The sequence below is a fragment of the Leucobacter chromiireducens genome (genome assembly GCF_051993095.1).
GTDB lineage: Bacteria > Actinomycetota > Actinomycetes > Actinomycetales > Microbacteriaceae > Leucobacter > Leucobacter chromiireducens.
The window spans coordinates 2069875-2090600 of the sequence record NZ_CP197024.1; the positions used below are offsets into that span (position 1 = coordinate 2069875).

General features: G+C 69.1%; 15 protein-coding genes. 7 read left to right on the forward strand and 8 right to left on the reverse strand.

Translation table 11 applies throughout. The annotated features are described in order from the left end of the window. Window positions 1-34: 34 nt before the first annotated feature. On the reverse strand, window positions 35-1267 hold the full coding sequence (locus ACR81A_RS09315) for a CDP-glycerol glycerophosphotransferase family protein (RefSeq protein ID WP_202381373.1): 1233 nt from the start codon (window positions 1265-1267) through the stop codon (window positions 35-37). 58 nt (window positions 1268-1325) lie between these two features. Between ACR81A_RS09315 and ACR81A_RS09320 the strand changes: the two genes are divergently transcribed. Further along, window positions 1326-2378 (forward strand): glycosyltransferase, encoded by a 1053-nt coding sequence (locus tag ACR81A_RS09320; RefSeq protein ID WP_202381372.1) that lies wholly within the window; start codon window positions 1326-1328, stop codon window positions 2376-2378. Between the two features lie 10 nt (window positions 2379-2388). On the opposite strand, the gene ACR81A_RS09325 is transcribed toward ACR81A_RS09320, so the two are convergent. Then, window positions 2389-2853 (reverse strand): Lrp/AsnC family transcriptional regulator, encoded by a 465-nt coding sequence (locus ACR81A_RS09325; RefSeq protein WP_440311651.1) that lies wholly within the window; start codon window positions 2851-2853, stop codon window positions 2389-2391. 210 nt (window positions 2854-3063) lie between these two features. Here ACR81A_RS09325 and ACR81A_RS09330 point away from each other — a divergent pair, with 210 nt between their 5' ends. After that, on the forward strand, window positions 3064-4332 hold the full coding sequence (locus ACR81A_RS09330) for an MFS transporter (protein WP_440311652.1): 1269 nt from the start codon (window positions 3064-3066) through the stop codon (window positions 4330-4332). A gap of 14 nt (window positions 4333-4346) precedes the next feature. Here the strand turns inward: ACR81A_RS09330 and ACR81A_RS09335 are convergent, their stop codons facing one another. Further along, window positions 4347-5072, reverse strand: coding sequence for a FadR/GntR family transcriptional regulator (locus ACR81A_RS09335; RefSeq protein ID WP_337248903.1), 726 nt, complete (start codon window positions 5070-5072; stop codon window positions 4347-4349). A 315-nt stretch (window positions 5073-5387) separates the two neighbouring features. Between ACR81A_RS09335 and ACR81A_RS09340 the strand changes: the two genes are divergently transcribed. From ACR81A_RS09340 to ACR81A_RS09360, 5 genes are all read left to right on the forward strand, one after another. Beyond that, window positions 5388-6908, forward strand: a complete 1521-nt coding sequence (locus ACR81A_RS09340) for an ABC transporter substrate-binding protein (RefSeq protein WP_202381368.1) — start codon at window positions 5388-5390, stop codon at window positions 6906-6908. 82 nt (window positions 6909-6990) lie between these two features. Then, on the forward strand, window positions 6991-7938 hold the full coding sequence (locus tag ACR81A_RS09345) for an ABC transporter permease (RefSeq protein WP_202381367.1): 948 nt from the start codon (window positions 6991-6993) through the stop codon (window positions 7936-7938). Between the two features lie 2 nt (window positions 7939-7940). Next, window positions 7941-8843, forward strand: coding sequence for an ABC transporter permease (locus tag ACR81A_RS09350; RefSeq protein WP_202381366.1), 903 nt, complete (start codon window positions 7941-7943; stop codon window positions 8841-8843). Further along, window positions 8843-10669, forward strand: a complete 1827-nt coding sequence (locus ACR81A_RS09355; protein ID WP_440311653.1) for an ABC transporter ATP-binding protein — start codon at window positions 8843-8845, stop codon at window positions 10667-10669. Before ACR81A_RS09350 ends, ACR81A_RS09355 begins: the two co-directional genes overlap by 1 nt. A 61-nt stretch (window positions 10670-10730) precedes the next feature. After that, window positions 10731-12152, forward strand: coding sequence for an amidase (locus ACR81A_RS09360; RefSeq protein ID WP_440311654.1), 1422 nt, complete (start codon window positions 10731-10733; stop codon window positions 12150-12152). Between the two features lie 126 nt (window positions 12153-12278). Here ACR81A_RS09360 and ACR81A_RS09365 read toward each other — a convergent pair whose 3' ends face one another. The 5 genes from ACR81A_RS09365 to ACR81A_RS09385 form a co-directional block, all read right to left on the reverse strand. After that, entirely contained in the window at window positions 12279-13157 is an 879-nt protein-coding gene (locus ACR81A_RS09365; RefSeq protein ID WP_440311655.1) for a hypothetical protein, read from the reverse strand. 127 nt (window positions 13158-13284) lie between these two features. Then, window positions 13285-14880, reverse strand: a complete 1596-nt coding sequence (locus tag ACR81A_RS09370; RefSeq protein WP_440311656.1) for a hypothetical protein — start codon at window positions 14878-14880, stop codon at window positions 13285-13287. Then, a complete protein-coding gene (locus tag ACR81A_RS09375) occupies window positions 14877-15347 on the reverse strand; it encodes a hypothetical protein (RefSeq protein ID WP_202381361.1) in 471 nt (156 codons plus the stop codon). Before ACR81A_RS09375 ends, ACR81A_RS09370 begins: the two co-directional genes overlap by 4 nt. Then, entirely contained in the window at window positions 15344-16066 is a 723-nt protein-coding gene (locus ACR81A_RS09380; protein ID WP_202381360.1) for a heme oxygenase (biliverdin-producing), read from the reverse strand. The genes ACR81A_RS09375 and ACR81A_RS09380 overlap by 4 nt, the downstream gene beginning before the upstream one ends. 84 nt (window positions 16067-16150) lie before the next feature. Then, on the reverse strand, window positions 16151-20677 hold the full coding sequence (locus tag ACR81A_RS09385) for an immunoglobulin domain-containing protein (protein ID WP_440311657.1): 4527 nt from the start codon (window positions 20675-20677) through the stop codon (window positions 16151-16153). Window positions 20678-20726: the final 49 nt, after the last annotated feature.

Here is a 20726-nt window from a genome sequence, read left to right on the forward strand (position 1 = left end):
CGCCTCCGCCGCGCGGAGAGCAGCCCAGTGTGGGCTACGCGTTTCCGCCGCGGCTGCGCCACGAGTCAGCGCGTGCGATGAGTTCAGCGATCGCAGCGTGGAACCGGCGCGTCGGGGCACCCGGCGTCGTGTCGCCGAAGTACCGCTGCGACCACGTGCCGAGCCGCTCGATCGCTGCCGCATCGTTGATCACCCGATCGGTCACCTCGGCCGCGCGGTCCAGCTCGCCCGCGTCGAGCCACTCGCACACGCTCAGGTAGCCACCCTCGTCAACCGCCGCGTCGGGGGCAACGGGCCGGGTCACCATGAGCGGCTTGCCCGTGGCCAGCCGGTCGTACACCATCGCCGAGATATCGCAGATCGCGAGGTCGGGGAGGCTCAGCTGCCAGCCAAGCACGGGCGACTGATCGTAGACGTGCTGCGCGCTGGGATCCGCCTGGTTGGCTGCCGCGATCATGGCGATGATGCGCTCGTTGGCCGCCCCGAACTCCGCGTCCACGACGCCGCTGCGCGGGTGCGGTCGGTATACGACCCGGTGCCGGCCGGTCGCGAGCAGCTCCGACACGAGCCGCTCTCCGTGCGAAGCGACCGAGCCGTAGCTCGCGGCGGGGCGATCTCCCTCCCAGGTGGGAGCGTAGAACACGACGGTGCGCTCGTCGGGCGTGAACGGCGGCTCGCCGCTCAGATGGTCGGTCTGGGGGCGGCCGATAGGAATCGTGCGCGCTTCGACGTCGTAGTCCCACAGCGCCGCCGCGAGCCGAGCGCGGGCGGCGTCGCCCGCCACCAGGGCGTAGTCGTACGCCTTGTGCTGATTGCTCGTCATATACATCTTGTCGCTCTCGCCGTGATTGACGAACACGTGCCAGCGCTGCCCGTACCGCATCATCTGGAAGTTGCGCGTGTTCTGGTTCACGTAGAGCACCACGTCGAGCTGCTGTGCTTCGATAACGCGCTCGAGGTCGGTCACCTTCTGCACGAAGGCGACGTCGAGCCCGCTCTCCTGCATCAGCTGCCGCGCGCCCGCCGCGTTTCGGGCCAGCACAAGCACGGGCCACTCCTGCGAGAGCTCCTGCAACGGCGCGTACCACTGGCGCATCTGGTAGATATTCACGTCGCTGTCGGCGAAGTAGACGGCCACGCGGAAGTGCTCCGTGGGCAGCGGACCACGCTTCGCGATCATCTCTCGAACCTCGAAGTAGGCCCGGCGCCCCTTCAACACTCGCTGCCCCAAACGGACCGCGCGCTTCATATCCTTCGCCAGCTGCATCGTTCCAGGATAGCCCCGCTTCCAGCCCCACGACCCGCGGCTGTGGGAAGATCAGGGGGTGCAGCTCCCCCCTCTCCCCGACTCCCCCGCCGTGAGCTTCGTGATGCCCGTGCTCAACGAGGAGGATTTCCTCGAGTCCGCGGTGCGCACCATCCTCGCGCAGGAGTACCCGGGCGAGAAAGAGATCGTGCTCGCGCTCGGCCCGTCATCGGACACGAGTACGGCCATCGCCGAGCGTCTCGCGGCAGAGGATCCGCGCGTGCAGCTGGTGGCAAACCCCGAGCGCGACATCCCTGCTGGGCTGAACCACGCGATCGCAGCGTCTCGCCACCCCGTGATTGTGCGCGTCGACGCCCACTCTGAGCTCACCCCCGACTACACGAGCCGCGGCATCGCAGCGCTCCGCGAGCACGCCGCCGCGGGCGTGGCGAACGTGGGCGGCATTATGCGGGCCGCCGGGCGCGGCGACGTGCAGCGTGCCATCGCGCGCGCCTACAACAGCCCGTTTGGGCTCGGCGGCGGCGCCTACCACGGGGACGGCACCCCCGGCCCGGCCGAGTCCGCTTACCTCGGCATCTTCCGCCGGGAGGCCGTCGACGCGGTGGGCGGGTACGACCCCGGCATTCTGCGCGGCGAGGACTGGGAGCTGAACCTCCGCATCCGACGTGCGGGGTTCACCGTCTGGTTCGATCCCGCACTCGAGGTGACTTACTGGCCGCGCGCGAGCTTTACCGACCTCGCCCGCCAGTTCTTTGCGACCGGCACGTGGCGCGCCGTGCTCGTGCGCCGCTACGGCCGCGCAAACCCCTGGCGCTTCTTCGCGCCCGGCGCCCTCGTCGTGGGGCTCGCGGTGAGCATCATCACGCTCCTCATCCTCGTGGTCGGGGCGCTCCCGTGGGCATCGGGCTGGCCGATCCTGCTCGCACCGCTCGCGCTCTACCTGCTCGGGATCGCGTTCGCCACGTTCCGCATCCCCGAGCAGCGCGGGGTGCGGGATCGGTGGCTCACGGTTCGCACGCTCGTCACGATGCACCTGAGCTGGGGCACGGGATTCTTGCGTGGGATCGTGTTCGGCGGCGGCCGCGTCGTCGATCGCTCGCGCATCAGCTGACACCGGAGCGCTACACCCCCTCCGCCAGCAAGCCGGTCACGCGATACGGGATCACCTCGCGCAGAAACAGGCTGGTCGAGGTGCGCTTGATGCCGGGGCAGAGTCGAATCTCCTCGCTTACCCGGTACAGATCGTCGGGGCTCTTCGCAACGACGCGCAGCAGCAGGTCTGTGTTGCCCGCTGGCGCGAAGCACTCGAGCACCTCGGGAATGTTTGCGAGCGCCTCGATGGCCTCGGCGATGAAGTGCTGATCAAGCTCCACCTGCAGGCTTGCGCCCACCGGTCGGCCGAGCGCAGCGGGCGAGATTCGGGCGCTGTGCGCGCGCAGCGCCCCCGCGGCGGCGAGTTTTTCGAGGCGCGCCTGCACGGTGCCGCGGGCGAGCTCGAGGCGCTGCGCAATCATCGCGGTGGGCATGCGCGCATCGCGATCGAGTTCGCGCAGGATGCGCCGGTCGGTGGCATCGAGATCACTCATTTTGCTCGCTTCCCGCTCGACGACGCGCCGAGCAATTGATCATATTGCTCAATTCTAACGTGATCGCTTGCGCGGAACGCCTGGTTCTCGCTCTACTTATGCACAGGACGCGGTCAGTGCGTCTCACGCTTCACCCCACCCGCTCGCGCCACACCCGGTGTGAACGGCAGGACACGCCCCACAAGGGCACGCCCACCCGAGGAGCACGCCATGAGCGCGACACCCACCCCTGTACGCCCACTCTCCCCCGCGGCCCACCACAGCCCACAGCAGATCCGCCCCCGAATCCGGGCCGCACTGACCGCCCTGACTCTGTTCACGCTGCTCGTCAGCGCGAACCTCACCACCCCGTTGTTCCCACTACTTGAGCGCACGCTCGACTTTGGTCCGCTCGGCACAACGCTCGCGTTCTCGAGCTACGTGCTCAGCCTTATTGTCGGGCTGCTCATCTTCCGCCGCTTCGCGGATACCGCGAACCGCCGCACGGTGCTCGTCGTCGCACTCGTGGTCACCGCCGTCGGCACCGCGGGGCTGGCGCTCGCCCCGAGTCTCGGCTGGTTCGCCGTAGCGCGCGCAGCGCAGGGCGCCGCGATCGCCTGCGCCACCGGCACCGCCTCCGGCGCGCTCCGCGCCCTCCTCCCCGGTCGCCCGGCGCTCGTGGGCCGACTCACGCTGCTCGCGAGCTCGGGTGGCGTGGCCTGCGGCCCCATCATCGGCGGTGTGCTCTCGCAGGGCGCCGCCCCGCTCAGCACCCCATTCATCACCCTCGCGGTCGCACTCGCGGCCCTCGTTCCAGCGATCCTCATCACAGCGCCGCACGAGCTCTGCCGCCCGGACACCGGCCCAGTGCCGATCGCGCTCGCGGATGCACCGCCGCGGGTCGCCCGCTCCGAGCGTCGGGCCGGACGCCAGTCGCCCGCAGCCCTGCGCGCGTTTCGGCTCGCCGCCGCCACCGGGTTTGTGAGCTTCACGGTGTTCGGCTTCTGCCTGTCGCTCGCTCCCTCACACTTCGCCTCGATCGTCGGCACCCACTCCCGGCCCGCGATTGGACTCCTCGCCGCGCTCACGCTCGGCGCATCCGCGCTCACCCAGCTTGTCCCGCTGCGCGGCGCGTGGCGTCTGCCCGGCGGCCTCACGGCGCTCGCTGCGGCGCTCGTGGGGCTCGCGCTCGCTGGCCCGCTCGGCAGCCCCGCGCTGCTCGTCGCCGCGGCGCTCCTCGCGGGTGTCGGGCAGGGCGTCGCCTTCCAGGCCGCGTTCACGGGAGCGACGGCCGCGGTCGACCCGCGCCACCACGCGTCGACGGTCAGCGCGATCTACACGGTCACCTACCTCGGCAGCGCGCTGCCCGTGATCGGCCTCGGCGTCCTCGCCGAGCGGCTCGGGTTGAGCACGGCGGTCACCGGCTTTGCGCTCGCCACCGCCATCGCCTGCGTGGCGCTTGCCGCCGCTGCACTGCGCCCCGCACCGCGCCGCGGGTAGCGGGCGGAATCCGTCTACTCGGCGAGCAGTTCGAGGGCCGCGCGATCCGCGTCGTCCAGGAGCGGCCCGAAGCGCTCGGCTACCGCGCCCCGCGCGATCCGCCCCGCTGCCTGCGCATCACGTCGCTCGATCGCGTCGAAGAGGCCACGGTCAATCGCAGCGGAGGCAAGCTTCACCCGGTTGTCGTGGTGCTCGCCCTCAGCGTCGCGCGCCATCATGCCGCGCAGCACCCCGGAGACCGCCTGCCCGCTCATCTCGAGAATCTGGTTGCCGCTCGCCGCCCACACGGCCTCGTGGAACTCGAGGTCGGCCGATGCGAAGTCTGCGGCGTTCGTGTCGGCCGCCGCCTGCATGCGCTCAACCGCCGCGCGCATACGCTCGAGTTGTGCGGGCGTGTGGCGCTGCGCCGCGAGCTTCGAGGCCGAGCCCTCCAGAATCACGCGGAACTGCACGAGCTCAGACACGCTGAGCGCGTCAGTGCCGATCATGGTGCGGAACGAACGGCCGAGCGTCTGCGACGACGGCGCGAGCACCTGCGGGCCGCCGCGCGTGCCCGGCTTCGACTCGATGAGGCCCATCGACTGCAGCACGCGGAGCGCCTCGCGCACGGTGGGGCGACTGACACTGAACTGCACCATGAGATCGCGCTCGCTCGCCAACTGCGATCCGATAGGGATCTCACCGGAGAGGATGGCTTCTTCGATCTGCTCGACGATGCGCTGGTACGTGTGCACAGGCACCGCCGGAGAAAAACTGTGGGTCGTCAACTGCGGGTCTCTCCTGTAGCTGGGGATCGCGCTCGCGCCGCGCTGCGCTTGGTCGATTCGCGCTGTTACGAAATTGCGCCCCAGTCTAGTCCCCGCGCAGTGGCCTTACCATGTATCCTGGTTCGAACCCCGTGGCCAGTACCCGGAAATCAAGGATGATTGGGAGTGAACATTGGTGCCACCGCACCGCCCCGGCCACGATGACGAGCACACCCCGCCCGTCCCACATATGAAACGAGCTGCGGCCGAAGCGTCGCAGCCCACCCCTCTTCTCGATAGGAAGCAACGATGCGACGCAGGAACTCCCTGACCCTCACCGCAACGCTGATCGCCGCAGGCGCCCTCGCGCTCAGCGGCTGCTCGGCGGGATCCGCCGGCGCCGGCGGATCCGGTTCGGGCGACGCCCCGACCACCGCGACGATCGCGCTCACCGGCGCCCCCGTGAACCTCGACTTCACGACCACCGCCGGCTCCGCAATCCCGCAGGCGATGATGTCGAATGTGTACGAGGGCCTCGTGCAGCTCGACCAGGCCGGTGAGATCCAGCCCCTGCTCGCGAAGTCGTGGACCATCAGCGACGACCGCAAGACCTACACCTTCACGCTCGAGGAGGGCGTCACGTTCTCGAACGGCGACGCGTTCACCGCCGACGATGTGAAGTTCAGCTTCGACCGTGTGAAGAGCGACTGGGTGTCCAGCCTCAAGGCGAAGATGGACGTTGTCGACAGCGTCGAGGTCCTCTCGGACACCGAGGTGGCCGTGCACCTGTCGAAGCCATCGAACGCCTGGCTCTTCAGCCTCGCAACCCCGGTTGGCGCGATCTTCTCCCCCGACGGCGTCGCCGACCTCGCCAACGCGCCCGTGGGCACCGGCCCGTACTCAGTCGAGACGTTCACCGCGAACGACAAGATCGTGCTGGATACCCGCGACGACTACTGGGGCGAGAAGCCCGAGGTCGAGTCCGTCACGCTCAAGTACTTCGCAGACGCAACCGCCACGACCAACGCGCTCCGCACGGGCGACATCGACGCGATCGTGAACCTGCAGGCGCCCGAGCTGCTCGACACCTTCGAGAGCGACGACAAGTACACCGTCACAACGGGCACCTCGAGCGGCGAGATCTCGCTGTCACTCAACAACAAGGCGGCCCCCTTCGACGACGTGCGCGTGCGCCAGGCCGTGCTGTACGCACTCGACAAGCAGGCGATCCTCGACACCGCATGGAACGGCTACGGCTCGCTCGTTGCGACCTACGCGACGCCGACCGATCCCTACTACGAGGATCTGAACGATCGCTACCCGTTCGATCCCGAGAAGGCGAAGGCGCTCCTCAAGGAGGCGGGCCAGGAGAACCTCAGCATCACGTACACCGTGCCCACGCGCCCCTACGCGCAGGCCGTGTCCGAGATCGTCGTCTCGCAGCTCAAGGACGTCGGCATCACCGCGAAGATTGAGAGCTCCGAGTTCCCCGCAGTGTGGCTCGACGAGGTCTTCACGAAGCATGACTACCAGATGACCACGGTGCTGGCCACAGAGGCCCGGGACATCCTCACCGTGTTCAACGACCCGAACTACTACATCGGCTACGACAACGCGAAGATCGCTCCCATCGCGGCGCAGGCCGATGAGGCGGACGAGGCCGGCTACGTCGCCGGGATGAAGCAGGTCGCCGAGCAGATCGTCGACGACGCCGCCTCCGGCGTGCTGTTCCTCTTCCCGAACATCACGGTCGCAAAGGCCGAGCTGCAGGGTCTCCCCGAGAACGCCATCATCGAGGCACTCGACCTGACCGAGCTCAGCTGGAAGTAACGGGGCACCCGCTCCACACCCCCGGCGGGCGCGAACCACACGGTTCGCGCCCGCTCTCACCCCCACCACCCGAGGACCGCGCATGGCCATACGGATTCTGATCAACCTCGCCCGATTTGCGGTGACCTATCTCGTCGCGACGGTCGTCGTGTTCCTCTTCATGCGGCTGATCCCGGGCGACCCGGCGCAGATCGCCCTCGGCGTGAACGCGACCCCCGAGCTCCTGGAGCAGACCCGCAAGGAGTTCGGCACCGACCGGCCGCTCATCGTCCAGTACTTTGACTGGGCGGGCGGCCTCCTCCGCGGCGACTTTGGCGTCTCCTACGTCACGCGCACGGACATCAGCCCGCTCGTGAACGACCGCCTGCAGGTCAGCCTGATCCTCGTCATCGCTGCCATGATCGTCGCACTCGCCATCGCGATCCCGCTCGGCACGTGGGCCGCGGTGAAGCATCGCAATCTTTCCGGCGTGGTCATCGGCGCGGGATCCCAGCTGGGCGTCGCGGTGCCCGGCTTCCTCGCCGCGATCCTCCTCGTGCTCGTCTTCGCCGTGGGCCTGGGCTGGCTGCCCGCGAGCGGGTGGACCCCACCCGGCGAAGACTTCGGCGACTTCCTCCGCCGCCTCATTCTCCCCGTGCTCGCGCTCGCCTCCGTGCAGGGCGCGATCCTCACCCGTTACGTCCGCTCGGCCGTGCTCGAGATCATGAGTGAGGACTACCTCCGCACCGCGCGCGCGAAGGGGCTCAGCAAGATGGGCGCCCTCGTGAAGCACGGACTCCGAAATGCCGCGATCCCGGTCATCACCGTGACCGGCGTGCAGATCGCCGCCCTCATCATCGGCGCGGTGGTGATCGAGCGTGTGTTCGTGATCCCGGGCCTCGGATCGATGCTGCTCGACGCCGTCGGCAACCGCGATCTCCTCACCGTGCAGTCGGTCGTGATGGTCCTCGTCGCGATCACGCTCGTCCTGAACCTCGTTGTCGACGTGCTCTACACGATCGTCGACCCCCGGATGCGAAAGAGCGCATAACCATGACGACGCAGAATCTCCCCACGCCTCCCGTGCAGGCGCCTCGCACCACCGCGATCGCCGCGCCCCGGCCGCCCAAGAAGCGCGCCGGCCTCTCCCCCACGCTCATCGTGGGCCTCGTGCTGGTCGCCATCGTCACCGTGGCCGCGCTCATCTCGTTCGTGTGGACGCCGTACGACCCCGTGCAGGCGATCGCAGCCGACCGTCTGCAGGGCCCGAGCGGCACGCACTGGTTCGGCACCGACAAGTACGGCCGAGACGTCTTCTCGGCCATGCTCTACGGCGCGCGCATCACCCTGTTCGTGGGCATCATCTCCGTCGGCATCGCGCTGCTCATCGGCACTCCGCTCGGCATCCTCGCCGGCATTCGCGGCGGCTGGATCGAAGAGGTCATCATGCGCACCTCCGACATCGCGCTCGCGTTCCCCGCGCTGCTCCTCGCGATCATGTTCAGCGCAGTATTCGGCGCGTCCACGCTCACCGCGATGGTCGCGATCGGCATCGCAACGATCCCGGGCTTCGCGCGCGTCGCCCGCTCCGGCACGCTGCAGGTCATGAGCACCGAGTACGTCCTCGCCGCGCGCGCTGCAAGCCAGTCCCGCTTCCGCATCGCGCTCCGCCACGTCCTGCCGAACATCGTCGGCATTGTCGTGGTGCAGTGCTCGGTCTCGTTCGCGCTCGCCGTGCTTGCCGAGGCTGGCCTCAGCTTCCTCGGCCTCGGCACCCCGCCGCCCACCCCGTCGTGGGGGCGCATGCTGCAGGAGTCGCAGCAGTTCCTCGGCACCCACCCCCTGCTCGCCATCATCCCCGGTATCGCCATCGCGATCGCCGTGATGGGCTTCAACCTGCTGGGCGATGGGCTCCGTGACCGATTCGATCCCAAGCTGAACGGGAGCCGCGGCTAATGACCACCTCTTCCCCCACACCGCAACCTGGCGCCAGCCCGCTGCTCGCTGTCGACGCGCTCAACGTCCGCACGCCGCACCGCACCCTCGTGCACGACTTCTCGCTGCACATGGCGCACGGCGAGCGCATCGGCCTCATCGGCGAATCTGGTTCCGGTAAGTCGATGACCACCACCGCGCTGCTCGGCCTCCTCCCCGCCGGGGTTACTGCCGACGGCTCGGTTCGCCTCGACGTGGCCGAGCGCCCGGGCAGTGCCGAGCGCAACCTGCTCGAAGCGCCCGAGTCCGAGCTAATGAAGATCCGCGGCCGTGACATGGCCATGGTGTTCCAGGAGCCGCTCACCGCGCTCAACCCGCTCATGCGCGTTGGCGCACAGGTGGCCGAGATCATGCTGCTGCACAAGCTCGCGCCGTCGAAGGCGGAGGCGAATCGTCGTGCAGTCGAGATGCTCGACGCGGTGCATCTGCCCGATCCCGCGCAGGCGGCACGCGCCTACCCGCACCAGCTCTCGGGCGGCCAGCGCCAGCGCGTCATGCTTGCGATGGCCCTGGCCAACGATCCCGCGCTGCTGCTGTGCGACGAGCCCACAACAGCGCTCGACGTGACCGTACAGCGACAGGTGCTCGACCTCATCCTTGAACTCGTGAAGAAGCGCAACACCGGGCTCCTCTTCATCACGCACGACCTCGCCGTCGTCGCGAACATGTGCACGCGCGTGCTCGTCATGAATCAGGGCGTCGTCGTCGAAGAGGGCACCACCGAAGACGTCTTTACCCGACCGCAGCATCCCTACACCCGGGGGCTGCTCGCTGCGAGCGACCTCGATGCAACCGACGCTGATGGTCGCCTGTTCACCGTCGCGAGCGCGAAGGAGTACGTGCCGCCCACCCGGGAGGAGCTTGCAGCAGAGGCAGCGCGGAGCGCCGCTGCCGACGCGGCGTCCGTCGCCGACGCGGCGGCGGAGCGCGCGGTTCCGGGCGGTTCCGCCGCGCCGGCGACGGGCGCACCGGACACCGAGACCGTGATGCGTGTGACCGACCTCGTCCGCACGTACACCCGCGGGAAGACGAGCCTCTTCAAGCCGGCCCCCGAGGTGCAGGCGCTGAAGGGCATCTCGTTTGAGGTGCCGCGCGGCGGCCGGCTCGGGGTTGTCGGTGAATCCGGCTCTGGCAAGTCGACGCTCCTGCGCATTCTTGCGGGACTCGACCAGCCCACCTCCGGCAGCGCGATCGTCGCAGGCAACGAAGTAGCAGGAGCGAAGGAGGCGCAGCTGCGTGAGCTGCGCCAACAGTTGCAGATTGTGTTCCAGGATCCGATGGGGTCGCTCGACCCGCGCATGACAGTGGAGCAGATCATCTCGGAGCCGCTCCTCGTGCGCGGCCGCACCGAGACCGCGGCTGAGCGTTCGCGCATGGTCGCGGAGATGCTCGAGGCCGTGGGGCTCCCCGCGTCTGCCGCGGAGCGCTACCCGCATCAGTTCTCGGGCGGGCAGCGCCAGCGCATCTCCATTGCCCGCGCACTGATCTGCCGCCCGCAGGTCGTGGTCGCCGACGAGCCCGTGAGCGCCCTTGACGTGTCCGTGCGCGCGCAGGTGCTCAACCTGCTTGCCGACCTCGTCGACGAGTATGGCCTCACGCTCGTCTTCGTGTCACACGATCTGAACGTGGTACGCCACCTGTGTGACTCCGTCATCGTGATGCAGTCGGGGGAGATCGTGGAGGCCGGCCCTACCGAATCCGTCTACCGCGCCCCACAGCACCCCTACACGCAGCGCCTCATCGATTCGTCGCTGACGCTGCGGCAGGAGTTGCAGCACGCCTTCTAATCCATCCGCGGCCGCCCACCTGGGCGGCCGCGCTCAGCTCACCGTTCGAAAGGACCTTCTCGTGACCGCCTCCGGCACCACCCCCGTTTCCCCTCGTCTCGCAGACCTCGACGCTGGTGCACTCGCAGCAGCGTTCGCGGCGGGGACGCTCACGCCGAGTGAGGTCGCGGAAGACGTGCTGGAGCGCATCGCGGCGCGCGAGCCCGAGCTGAACGCGCTCTACCTCCACGATCCCGAGCAGGTGCGCGCAGATGCCGCGGCCTCGACCGCGCGCTGGGCCGCCGGTGCACCGCTCAGCGCGTTCGATGGCGTGCCCGCGACGGTGAAGGAGAACATTGCGCGCGCCGGGCAGCCGAAGCCGTCGGGCACCGCGATCCCGAACCCGCCGATTTCGCAGGCGAACGCGCCCACCACCGATCGCCTCGTCGAGGCCGGTGTCGTGATCCTCGGCTCCACCACCATGCCCGATTGGGGCATGCTCTCCTCCGGGGTGTCGAGCCTGCACGGCATCACGCGCAACGGCGTTGATCCGCGGCTGACCTCGGGCGGCTCCTCAGCGGGCGCTGGCACCGCCGCGGCCGCGGGGTACGGGCCGCTCCACGTGGGGACCGACATTGGCGGTTCCATTCGACTGCCCGGCACGTGGCAGGGACTCACGGCGCTGAAGCCCAGCGAGGGCCTGATTCCGCTCGATGTGCCGTATGACGGCCGCGCGGCGGGCCCGCTCACCCGAACGGTGGCGGACAGCGTGCACCTCATGTCGATCGTTGCGCGCTCGGACGCGCGTGACTACCTCACTCGGGCGTACCCCGATATGACGTGGTCGACCGAGCCGCTCGAGCCGCGCGGCATGCGGGTCGCCCTGCAGCTCGACGCGGGTTCCGGGCTTCCGGTCGAGCCGGAGACGCGCGCCATCATCGAGGCTGCCGCTGAGCGCTTCGCGGAGGCGGGCGCCGAGATCGTTGAGCTCGCGCCGTTCGTCGGGGCTGAGGTGCTCGACGGCCTCGTCGACTTCTGGCGCAGCCGCTCGTACGCCGACTACGAGCTGCTTTCGGATGCGGAGCGCGCGGCGGTGCTGCCGTTCATCGCAGAGTGGTGCGCGGCGGGCGCCGACATCTCGGCTGCGCAGACGGTGCGCAACCGCAACCAGGTTGACGAGATGGCACGCCTCACGCGCGCGGCGACTGAGCCGTTCGATCTTGTTTTGTCGCCGGTGTCCCCGGTCGCCGCCTTCGCCGCGGAAGACCCCATGCCGATCACCGATCCGCGCGAGACGATGGGGCACATCTCGTTCACCGTGCCCTACAACATGTCCGGCCAGCCGGCGCTCTCGATCGGCGCAGGCGTGCAGGCCGATGGCCGAACGGTGGGTCTGCAGATCGCAGGCCCCATCGGCACGGACGACCGCCTCCTGCGCGTCGCAGCGTGGTTCGAGGGTGTGCGCGGCGCGGCCGCCGAGGTCGACTGGTCCCGCCTCCCCTAACCCCGCCCACCCAACGGTTTGGGGTCACTTCGGCAGGGTGTCGCGCGGCCGAACTGCACGACACCCTGCCTAAGTGACCCCGATTCAGGGGCGGAAGGGGCGCAGAGGCCGAGAGGCAGGGCCCCGTTAGCCGAACGCCGCGTAGCGGTCCGCCGCGTCAGCCACATCGTTGTTGTAGGCGACGCTCGGGTTGTAGGCATTCACCGCGGCAATCCAGTTCTCGGCAACGCGCAGGTCACCGCCGATGGTGCAGAGCATGGCGGCGGCCGAGAGCGCAGCGTCGTCGACCCGATCGATGTTCGGGCTTCCCGTCCCCGAGGCGCTGCGCCCATACTGTGCCCAAGTCTGCGGAATGAACTGCATCGGGCCGACTGCCCGGTCCCACCGAGCATCGCCGTCGATACTGCCCCCGTCAGTGTCCGGAATCGCCGCAAACTCCACCCCGTCGAGCGCTACACCCACAATGCGTGGCAGTGCGCGCCCATCGGGCAGCAACTGCGCGTCGCCGATGGTGCCGTGGTGCGTCTCCACTTGGCCAATCGCGGCGAGCGTGTTCCAGCCGATGCCACAGCCCGGCTGTTCGCGCCCAACGGTGAGCGCCGCGTTCGCGTAGGCCCGAAGCGCGGGTTCCGGGATCTCCGCGGCCGCTGCTGTGTCGGCGAGCCACGCTGGATCCACGGTGGTGCGAGCGGACTCCGTCACGCGTGCCCCGTGCGTGCCGGGGTCCGGTCCAGTCTCAGCTCCCGCGGTCTCCGACGACGAAGGAGCCGCCCCGGCGCCGGGTTCGAGCGGCGGTTCTAAGTCAGCCGGCTGCGACGCGGGCGCGGCGGCGCGGCGCTCGGTGTCCGGCGCTGCGCTCAGTTGCCCGCCCAGTACCGTGACCCCCAGGCCAACGATGCCCGCGACGACGAGCGCCAACGCCCCGAGGCCGAGCACGAGCGTACCGCGTCGGCTCGGACGTGGCACGCTGTCCTGGCCCGGTGCGCTCGGAGATGAATCTGACACTCGAGTATCGTACGCGGCCCCACCCCCGGCCGCCGATTCCTCGAGGCCGCGCAGAAGCCAGGAAAGGGTGTCCTCCCCCGGCTCCGGCTCACGCGGCCCCGCGGGTGCCTCGGCTGAGCGGGTCAGCTCAGCCACGCGACCGTCGCGCACGACGAGCCTCTGCCGCGAGGAGCGCGCCCGCACCAAAGACCAGCCCCAAACCTGCGAGTGCTGCGGTCGAGGGCTCAGCTCCCGTGCGCGCAAGCGTGCGCGCAAGCGTGCGCGCAAGCGTGCTCGGCCCGGCGGCTGCCACCTCGTGCGCGGCGGGCGCTAGGACGGCAGGACCCGTCGGCGTCCCTGCATCGGGTGTGGTTCCCGGGCCAGGCTCCGGCGTGGTTCCAGGCTCGGTGCTGGGGTCGGTCCCCGGTTCGACTCCCGGGTCAGTACCCGGGTCTGTCCCAGGATCAGTGCCCGGATCGGTCCCAGGATCAGTGCCCGGGTCAGTGCCGGGATCAGTTCCCGGATCGGTCCCCGGGTCGACCGCGTGCTCCGTGAAGCGGATGACCACGGGGTGCGGGCGCTTCGAGTCGTCGGTCGCGACCGCGCTCCGTGCAAAGAACGGAGCGACGAGCGGGTTCAGCAGGGAGACAAACTCGTTCGGGAACGAGTCCTCGTAGTCGTAGAACCAGGTTCCCGCTCCGGCGGCCTGCCCCGTCCAGGAGAGCGGGATTGTGGCTTCCACGCGCCCGTCCTCGTCCGGGCCGGAAAGCTCAGCACCAGTAAAGGTGGCGATCGTGACCCGGCTGCTCGGGTAATCCTGACGAGCGTTCCCGGCAGCGTAGAAGCCGGAGAACTCGGCGGTAATGTAGCCGGATCCGTCTGCCCCGATGTGCAGGTGCGGCGCGGCGAAGTCCCACAGGTTGCCGTTCCCCGAGGTGAGACGAGCGGTTCCCGCAAACTCGACCACACGGTTGCCCGCGGCATCACGTGCACCAGTACCGCTCCCGAAAGTGAACGGACGGAAGAAGTAGGCCTGCAGCGCGGCATCGCTCGCTCCGGATCCCGGGTTCACGATGTCCGGCAGCGTCACGTCGCCCGCAATCACCGAGCGTTCAAAACCGACTCGGAAGTTGCTAAACCAAATATTGCCGATCGTCCACTCAAGTTCGGCACCGTCGATCGTGGATTCGGGTTCCCCCGTCAGGTTCACATCGGGGACTACCCGCGCGGTGTCGACGACGCGGTAGGTGCGTGCCGCACTCGTGGCCGAGGCGAACGGCGTGCCCACTGCGGGAGTGAACACCGCCGTGACCTCACGCGCGCCTCCCGCCGGCCACCGGTCGGTGTCGATGCGCGCGGTCGCCGAGCCAGTCGCGTCCGCAGTCACGCTCGCGCTGCCGAGGGAGAGCTGCCCATCGAAGAACTCGACGATGCCCGCGAGCTCGGCAGCTGGTTCAGCGCCGCCCTGCGTCCCGGACCCCTGGGGCACGGTCTTCACCGTGGCCGTCACGGGACCAGACTGCCCCAGAATGTATCGGGCGCGATCGCCAACCTGCGGCACAGCCACCGACACGGTGGTCGACACGACCGCTTCGGCCTCCGCACGAAGCACTGCAGCTTGCGCATGGGGCAACGGCAGGCTGGGATCCGAGACCGCCCACGCTGAGTGCGGGGCGAGGAGGATCCCCGCACTCAGCGCGCACGTCACTGCGACGCCGGTGACCGGGCGGAGTGTCCGCTTCACTGTGCAGCCTCCGCGCCCACGCTGAGCTTCAGCAGTTCCGGATCGCTCGGCAGCTCGGCGTCCTCCGCTCCGCTGGCGTTCGGCACAAACTCGACCGTCGCGGAGCCTTCCTCCTCGGCAACCACGCGCACCACGCGCGGGTTCGCGTGTGGCGCGTCTTCGATCACCCGGACAGTTTTTGTGTCGTCACTCGAGACGTCCCAGTCCAGGCCGGGCGTATCGATGAGCACTCGGATTTCCTGGCCAACGTTGAGCTCGCCGTCGACACCAGAAAGTTCGCTCACTGGGACGGTCGCCACGACCGCACCGGCCTCGGCAGCCGCAATCGCCTCGTTCCCCTGATCGCCCGCGCCAGCGGCGGTGCAGCCGCTCGCCCCGATCCCGATCGAGAGCGCAAGAGCTCCCAGGGCACAGCCGCGCAGCCAGGAGCGCGTCGGGCGCTGCGATGCCTGTCCCAGCCGGCTCATGCTGCGTGCTCCGAGTACTCAGCAAAGCGATCCTCAAGGTCCTGGCCGGCAACGCCGTTGAGCCAGTACGCAGAGGCGACCTCGCGGAGCACCGTGCGCTCCTCGTCCGCGGTGAACCCGGCGCCATCCACGAGCGCGCGGTAGCCCTCCTTGTATGCGACTGGATCCGGGATCTCTGCGAAGGAGTAGAAGGTGGAGCCCAGATCACCATCGGTCTGGTAGCTGTCCCGGAACATGCGGGCAATCATCTGCCCACCGGAGAGGTCTGCGAGGTACCTCGTGTAGTGGTGCGCGACGAAGTGCGGCAGGGACTCGCCTGCGACCTCTGCGATGCGTGCCGCGTAGGTCATGATGCCGGTCGTCGCGAAGCGGTCGTATACCTGGTTCTGCCAGTCGGCGCCGAGCCAGTGCTCAAGGTCAGCCGCAAGTGACGGGAGGCGATGAAGTTCCGGCAGCCAGAACACGAAGTCTGCGCCATGCCGCTCGCGCTGCGTCGCTGCCGCACGCTCGAGCGCCTCGTACATGAGGTAGTGCTGCGCCGCCTGGGCAGCAATCCCGTCACGGTTCAATCCGCCCCGCAGAAACGCAATCGCGAAGCGAGGTTCGCTTTCGCCCTCGACGTGACCGATGCGCGACAGCGCCCGCAGTCGCACCGAAAGCGGCTGCCCCTCAGTCTCGGTGATGATGGCGTCGACGGGGCTGTCCACGAGCTGATTCATGAGTGCTCTCCTCTTGGGCCCCGTGCGGGGCGGTGTGGTCGGTGCGGGGGTGGGGCGCCAGAATCGACGCCCCACCCCTGGGTGTTACTCGGCGTGCGCCGTGCTGCGGCGGCGGAGGACGAGAATCGTCCCCGCAGCGAGCAGCAGAAGCGCGCCACCGGCTGCCGCGAACGGCAGTGCGGCACCGGTCACGGCGAGTGCGCCGGCCGGCTTCGCGGTGCCGGGCTGGGCGGTGCCGCCCGTGCCCGGGGTGGTGCCCGGCGTGGTGCCGGGCTCGGTGCCGGGATCAGTTCCCGGATCGGTCCCGGGGTCAGTGCCGGGCTCGGTCGCCTTTGCCGTGACGGTGAGCGTCACCGGCTCGGTGACGATCGGCTCGCCCACGCCGTTGTCGATCACGACGCGCACCTGGGTGCCGCTCTGGACAAGCGCCACCTGCTGGAGCACGAGCGTGTCGGAGGTCGCTCCCGCGACATCCGTCCACTCGTCGGCAGGTGCAGCGAGCACTGCCGCGCGTGCGGCGGGCTCGTCGGTGTGTGCATCCTCAGCGGTTTCCTCGGCGGGAAGCGACTCGGGCGCACGCAGCTGCCACTGGAAGGTGGGCTCCGGGGTGCCGGTCGCAGAAACGCGGAACGTCGCGTCCGTGCCCTCGACCGCGCTCTGTGCGGTGGGAGCCGCGTCGAGCTGAGGAGCACGCTTCGCGCGCACCTCAACCTCAACAGCATCCGACGACGCGCTTCCGAGTGCGTTCGTCGCCACCACACGGTAGCTGCCGGAAACCTCGGGCTTGGCCGCTGCGAGCGTGAGCGTCACATCGGTCTCCCCCGACAGCTCGGTCCAGTCGCCATCCACCTGTCGCTGCCACTGCAGCGTCGGAGCGGGATCGCCCGTTGCCGCAGCCGTGAGTACGATGTCCTCGCCCTCGATGACGCGCGCACCGGTTCCGGCGGACGCCGTGGGCGCGGTTCCGGAAACGAAGCTCACACCGATCGGCGCTGCCGCCTTCGTCGGATCAGACGAGCTGCCCGACTGCAGGAAGTACGACCGCACGTTGCCGTTCACGAAACGCAGGAACTGGTTCGTGAGCGTTGCGCCCGAGTAGGAGCCGATCCACGTGCCGGCGGCAGTCTGGCCTTCGAAGAGCGGCGCAACCGAGAACTCAGTCGTGCCGTCCTGCGTGGTGGGCACAGCGCCTCGGAAGGTCTGCACGACAACGCGCTCGGGGCCGTACGGCTCGTCCTCGCCATCGAAATCGCTGCCGAACCACATGCCGTCAACCGTCGCCGTCACGTAGCCGTCGCCGGCCGCGTTCATGACGAGCTGCGGGTCGCGGAAGTTCCACTGTGGCAGCGTGCCCGAGGTGAGACGCACCGCGCCCGAGAAGTCGATGACTCGGTTGCCCGCGGCATCCTCGTGGCCCGTTCCCTTGGTGAACACGAACGCCCGGTTCGCGCGATCGGTCACGGTCGGCTCGGCCGGCAGCTCGGCGAGCGTCACATCACCCTCGAGCACCTCCTTGCCCGGGCCGGAGTGGAAGCTGACGTAGTTCGCCACCGACCAGTTCAGCTCAGCACCCGCGATGTTACGCACCGCGTCACCCACCGTGATCTCCCCCACTGCGGGAGCAAGATCGACGATGCGGAAGACACGCGCACCCGCCGTGGAGGGGGCGAACTTCGCCGGGTTCTCAGGGGTGAAGGCTGCCGTGATGCTGCGCGCACCGCCCGCAAGCTTTGCGGTGGAGAGCGTCGCAGCACCGTCTACGACATCGGCGGTGCCGAGCGAATCGCCATCGGCGAAGAACTCCACCGAACCAGCGGCCGCAGGGGTGACGGTGGCGCGCAGCGCGACGTCATCCCCAACGAACTGGGTCGGGTACGAGCCGGTGGGCTGCGCGTCGAGCACGGTTGCGGTCTCGGTTGCAGGAATCTCTGCGGAGACGTAGCTCACGCCAATCGGCGCGCCGGCCTTCGTCGCGTCAGACGAGCTGCCCGACTGCAGGAAGTACGACCGCACGTTGCTGTTCACGAAGCGCAGGAACTGGTTCGTGAGCGTTGCGCCCGTGTACGAACCGCTCCACGTCCCCGCGGCGGTCTGTCCTTCGAAGAGCGGCGCGACGGTGAAGCCGGTCACACCCTCAGTCACGGCGGGCTCGGCACCCACAAAGGTCTGCACGACGACGCGCTCGGGGCCGTAGGCCTCGTCCTCGCCACCGAAACCGCTGCCGAACCACATGCCGTCAACAGTGGCCGTGAGGTAGCCGTTGCCCGCTGCGTTCATCACGAGCTGAGGATCACTGAAGTTCCACTGAGGCAGTGAGCCCGAGGTGAGGCGCACAGCTCCGGAGAAGTCGATGACGCGGTTGCCCGCAGCATCCTCGTGGCCCACACCATTCGCAAACACGAAGGCGCGGTTTGCGCGCTCTGCGGCGGTTGCGCCCTCGGGGACCGACGCGAGCGTCACGTCTCCATCGAGCACCTCCTTGCCCGGCCCCGAGCCGAAGCTCAGGTAGTTCGCGACAGACCAGCGAAGCTCGGCGCCCGAGATCTCGCGCACCGCGTCACCCACGGTGATCTCGCTCACCGCAGGCTCGAGATCGACAATGCGGAACACACGCGCGCCCGAGGTGGACGGGGCGAACTCCGTGGCGTTCGCGGGGCTGAAGACGGCGGTGATGTTCCGCGCGCCGCCAGCAAGCGTCGCCGTGGTGAGTTCGGCTGCGCCGTCGGTCACCGCTGCGCTCCCGAGGGACGAGCCGTCCGCGAAGAACTCGATCGTGCCCGCTGCCGCAGGAGCGACCACGGCGCGGAGCGCAACGTCCTTCCCCGCGAAATCGCGAGGGTACTCGCCGGTCGGCTGCGAGTCAACCGTCGTGACGGTTGCCGTCGCGCTCGGCACAGAGACCGTGAGGGTCACCACGGCCGACGTGACAGAACCCGCCGCGTTGGTAGCGATGAGACGGAAGCGATCGCCGCTCTGCTCCGCGGTCGCCTGCGCAACTGTGAGCGTCGCGGAGGTTGCGCCGTCGATGTCAGCGAAGTCCTCGGACCCGGCTGCCGCGCGCTGCCACTGGAACGTGGGCTCGGGCGTACCCGTCACGGTCGCGGTGAAGATTGCGTCGGCTCCCGCTGCGACCTCCGTGTTCTCCGGCTGAGCGGAGAATGCGGGGGCAATGCCCTGGGGCTCGTCGGCGAACTGCACGGGGGTGAAGACCTCGACGCCGCCTGAGCGCTGCCCATGAGCACCGATCGTCATGAACCCGCACTGCGTGTTCGCGTCGAGGCAGTCAATGGTCTGCCCCGCCTGCGAGGTGAACTTGGCGCCCGGAATCGCGTGGTCCGGAAGAGTCCAGTTGCCGTTCGCATCCATGTAAGGCATGCCGGGCTCGGTCGAGTTGCCCGGGTAGTTGACCATCAGCTGGTACACACCGGCTTCACCCGCATAGTCGTAGTTCACGCCGCTCACGCCGCGCTTCGTGGGAGCCCAGCTGCCCGGGTCTGCCGCGTCCTTCAGCTTGATGGCGCCGAAGAGCGTGTAGGCACCTCCGAACGCGTTGCCCGTGTCCGAGCTCGTCGCGTAGTTCTTGCCGCTCAGCGTCACCGTCTGCGAACCGTCAGCAGCAAGCCCCTGGCCGGGCGTCACCGTGAGGCTCGGCTGGGGCTCGCCCGCGGCCTGGTTCACGCCGTAGCCGGTCGTGGATCCGGGGGTCCCGGGGTTCTCGCCGCCGGTGTCCGTCGTGACGGTGAGGGTGGCTGCGTCAGACGTGACCGCACCCGCCGCGTTCGTCACCACTACGCGGAACCGCGCACCGGTGTCGGCTGCCTGGGCCCCAGCGAGCGCGAAGCTCGCGCTCGTGGCCTCGGCGATGTCTGCGAACGTGTCGCTGTCCGCAGCAGCGCGCTGCCACTGGAACGTGGGCTCCGGGGTGCCCGTCGCGGCTACCGAGAACTGGGCGTCCTTCCCCTCCGCAACAGTTGCGTCCGTGGGCTGCGCCGTGATCTGCGGTGCCACGTCAGCAACGGGCTCCGCGAAGGAGACGCCAACGTAGGCCTCGCTGCCAGCGTGCACACGACCGTGCGCGCCGAACGAGAAGAAGCCACAGCCGTTGCCGGCAAGGCAGTCAACGGTGCCGCCGAAGAAGCTCGGGAACTGGCTGCCGGGCACCGAGACCGACATCGTCCAGTTGCCCTGCGCGTCCATCTCGGAGTCCGCCACGTCGCCATCAGCGGAACCGTTGGCAACGACGAGGCGCGGAACGCCATAGACGTAGTCGCCATCGTGTCCGCTAAAGCCGCCCTGGCTCCGGCGCCACTGCTCCGGCGTCTCGGGGCTGAGGTTCTCCCCGAGGCCGACGTAGATCGGCTTGCTCGGATCGTAGTGGTAGCCGCGCACGGTGACTGTGCTTGCACCGCTCGGGTCGAGCTGGGTGCCCGGCGTCACGGTCATGTAGGCCTGCGTGTCCGAGTACGGGGTGCCCGTCACGGTCTCGCCGGGAGCTGCGAGCGCCGGCGTCACGCCGAAACTCGACAGCACCAGTGCAGCGGTTGCGCTGAGCACAACCCCCGCGGCGCCGGCGCGCCGAGAGCCCCCGGCTCTCATCCGCGTGTCTCTCATGGTGTGGTGTTCCTCTCGGTGGTGGCGCGTGGCGCCGGATCAGGGGCCG